The following is a 2,859-nucleotide window of genomic DNA, read 5'->3' as shown; positions in this document are numbered from 1 at the left end:
CCAGTTTCAACTGGATCCGCAGGGATGTTGACCAGCCCGTCGAGCGACGAGGTGTAGATCTGTGGCCCGGTCCGCGCGATCAGCCCGAGCAGATCCTCCGACGACAGCGCCATGGTGATGCGGAAACGGTCGGCCGGCGGATCGTCGACCATGTCGTCGAGCAGGGCGCCGATCTTCGGCGCCATCGCCGCCGGATCGCGTGACAGCGAGACCGCCAATGCCTTCGCCGCCTGGATTTCCAGAGTCCGGAGATCGGTCTTCGGCAGGCGTTTGCGCAGCTCGTGCCGCGTCTCGTAGAAGGGCATGCCCCCGTCCAGCGCGCGCGTCAGCAGCCCGAGGTCGAGCGCGCGGGCGATGACCTCCTCGCCGCCGGGACGGGTGCTCAACTGGTCGGCGGCGCCGACCGCATCGAACGGGGCCAGCGGGACCGCGTCGCGCAGGGCGGCGAGCGCCGCGTCTCCGGGGAACAGGCTGGAGCAGCGGAACGCCTCGGCCGGCGACCGGCGGGCCAGTTCGGCGAAGGCCGCATCGCCGCCGAACAGCGCGTCGAGCACCGGCTGGCTTGCCGGCTCATGATCGGCGCAGGCGGTCTGCCCCTCGGCCGGCCGGCTGTCGGAGGCCCGGCTGTTCATGATCCGCTCGTCGGCCGCCCTGGCTTCGGCCATCCTGGCGGCTTTCGCGGCCTTCGCCGCAGCGGCTTGTGGATCGGCGGAGGCGCTGTCGGGGGTGCCGGCGGGGGTGCTGGCAGTGGGGGCCGTGGCGGCGTGCGGGGCGGGAGGCTTGGTGGCGACGGGCTGCGTCCGGCCATGCGGTTTTGGCCGGTCGGGCGCGATCAGTTCCGCCGCATGGATGGGGGCGGGGGGGGCCGGCAACTCCGAAATGGCGACGGGGGCGGCGGCCGGGGCGGTCAGCGTCGATGGCTGCGTCGCGCCGAAGGCCGGCAGTCCGGTCGACAGCACGGCACAGGCGGACAGCAGCAGCCGGCGGGTCCATCGCGACGACGACGCCATGGCGGGAGCAGGGAGCGAAGGACCAGGGAGCACGTCGATGGCTGCTTCGGAGATTGAACGGAGCGGTTGGCGGCATGGGATAAGGCCTGCCTCACGGCTTACCCCATACGGCTTAAGCTATGCAGGCAATTTCGTCTTTGTCACCCGTTACCCGCAGTCCGCCTGCATATTCTTGTCTTCCCTCCTTCCGATCGTCCCTTCCGTCCCCGCGGTTTCGTCTGCGGAGTACCCCGCGCTGGCCTTTCGAAGGAATCGAAATAGTCCGGCGACGCATGGACAGGGAAGCTTCGCGCACCAATCCTAAATCCTTCGTCCGGCGTCCTGGCCGGAACCGGTGGCTGGATGGAGGGTGCGTATGCGTGCATACCGTCTCTTGGCCCACTCCCTGACCCATGGGTTCGCCCACAGGGTCGCCCGACTCCCGATCCTCGCTTTGTTATGTATGTCGGTACCGGTGGTTCCAGCCGTGGCGCAGACGCCGGTGGATCTGGAGCTGGTTCTGGCGGTGGACGTGTCCGGCAGCGTCGATCCGGACGAGGCGAAGCTGCAGCGCAACGGCTATGTCCAGGCGCTTCTGAACCCGAAGGTGCAGGCGGCGATCCGCGGCGGTCCCTTCGGCCGCATCAGCGCCACCTATGTGGAATGGGCCGGAGAGGGCTATCAGCACATGGTCGTTCCCTGGTCGGAACTGAGCGATCCGGCCAGCGTCGAGCGCTTCGCCGCCAGCGTGGCGGAGGCGCCGATGATGACGGAGCAATGGACGTCGATCAGCGCCGTCATCGACTATGCCGTGCCGCTGTTCGGCAACAACGGCTTCGAGGGCACGCGGCGGGTCATCGACATTTCCGGCGACGGCGAGAACAACCGCGGCCGTCCGGTGGAGGAGGCACGCGACGCCGCGGTCGCCCGCGGCATCACCATCAACGGGCTCCCGATCCTGAACGACCGTCCCAACCCCTGGGGCGGCGCGCCGCCGAACGATCTGGACGCCTATTACCGCGACCATGTCATCGGCGGTCCCGGCGCCTTCCTGATTCCCGCCCGCGACTTCGACGCCTTCGCCGACGCCATTCTCGGCAAGCTGCTGCTGGAGGTGTCGGGCGTTCCTCCCACCGGGCATGGGCAAGGGCGGGAGCGTGACTTCGCCGCCCGCTGACCGGGCGAGAGGCGGTCAGTTCACCGTCCGGTCGATGGCGCGGCCGGCCTTTTCCGCCGGACCCGGCGGATCGATGGCGTCCTTGACGCTCTGGCCGGCGTTGTCGATGGACTTGCCGGCCCGCTCGGCCGGGCCTTCATTGTGGCAGGCGGCCACGGCAACCAGCGGCAGGGCCAGGACGGCGGTGCGCAACAGCGTCAACATGAAAATCTCCTTCGCTTGTGGTGCGCGGCGACCTCGGGCGCCACGCTGCGGTGCGATAGGGAACGCCACGGCCCGGCTCCGGGTTCGCCCGCCTAGCCGAATGCTCCGCCGACGGTCGCGCCTGGGCTTGGCCTTGCGCGGACGGGCTATATCCCCCCGGACGCTCCTCCATGGGGAATCCCCGCATTTTGTGTTCTACGGTCAACTGCCCGCCTCCTTGCCCGTGCCACTCTTGTCCCTGGATGAGACGGGCGGGAGGCCGGCATGGCTGGTTACCAGTGCGACCTGGGGCGGCAGCGCCATCGGTTCGACGATCTGAAGGCGGTGATGGCCTGCGCCTCGCCGCGGCGGTCGGGCGACGAGCTGGCGGGCGTTGCCGCCGACAGCGACGAGCGGCGGGTGGCGGCGCGCATGGTGCTGGCCGACCTGCCGCTGAAGACCTTCCTGAACGAGGTGCTGGTCCCCTACGAGACCGACGAGGGACGCGGC

The 2,859-nt window shown here is 69.5% G+C and carries 3 protein-coding genes and 1 pseudogene; 2 read left to right on the top strand and 2 right to left on the bottom strand.

Annotated elements, in window-relative coordinates:
* Positions 1-1,043 (bottom strand): annotated as a pseudogene (locus I71_RS38785) (hypothetical protein); the annotation flags it as partial.
* A gap of 433 nt (positions 1,044-1,476) precedes the next feature.
* Here I71_RS38785 and I71_RS13695 point away from each other — a divergent pair.
* A complete protein-coding gene (locus I71_RS13695) occupies positions 1,477-2,166 on the top strand; it encodes a DUF1194 domain-containing protein (RefSeq protein ID WP_307188989.1) in 690 nt (229 codons plus the stop codon).
* A gap of 15 nt (positions 2,167-2,181) precedes the next feature.
* On the opposite strand, the gene I71_RS13690 is transcribed toward I71_RS13695, so the two are convergent.
* Positions 2,182-2,370 (bottom strand): hypothetical protein, encoded by a 189-nt coding sequence (locus I71_RS13690; protein WP_042695413.1) that lies wholly within the window; start codon positions 2,368-2,370, stop codon positions 2,182-2,184.
* 264 nt (positions 2,371-2,634) lie between these two features.
* Between I71_RS13690 and eutB the strand changes: the two genes are divergently transcribed.
* Positions 2,635-2,859 (top strand): ethanolamine ammonia-lyase subunit EutB (gene eutB / locus I71_RS13685; RefSeq protein WP_042695412.1); only part of this gene is annotated, 225 nt, incomplete at its 3' end.

The sequence above is a fragment of the Azospirillum sp. B506 genome (assembly GCF_000333595.1).
Classification (GTDB): Bacteria; Pseudomonadota; Alphaproteobacteria; order Azospirillales; family Azospirillaceae; genus Azospirillum.
The sequence above is the reverse complement of the archived record's forward strand: the minus strand, read 5'-3'. Positions and strand labels throughout refer to the sequence as shown.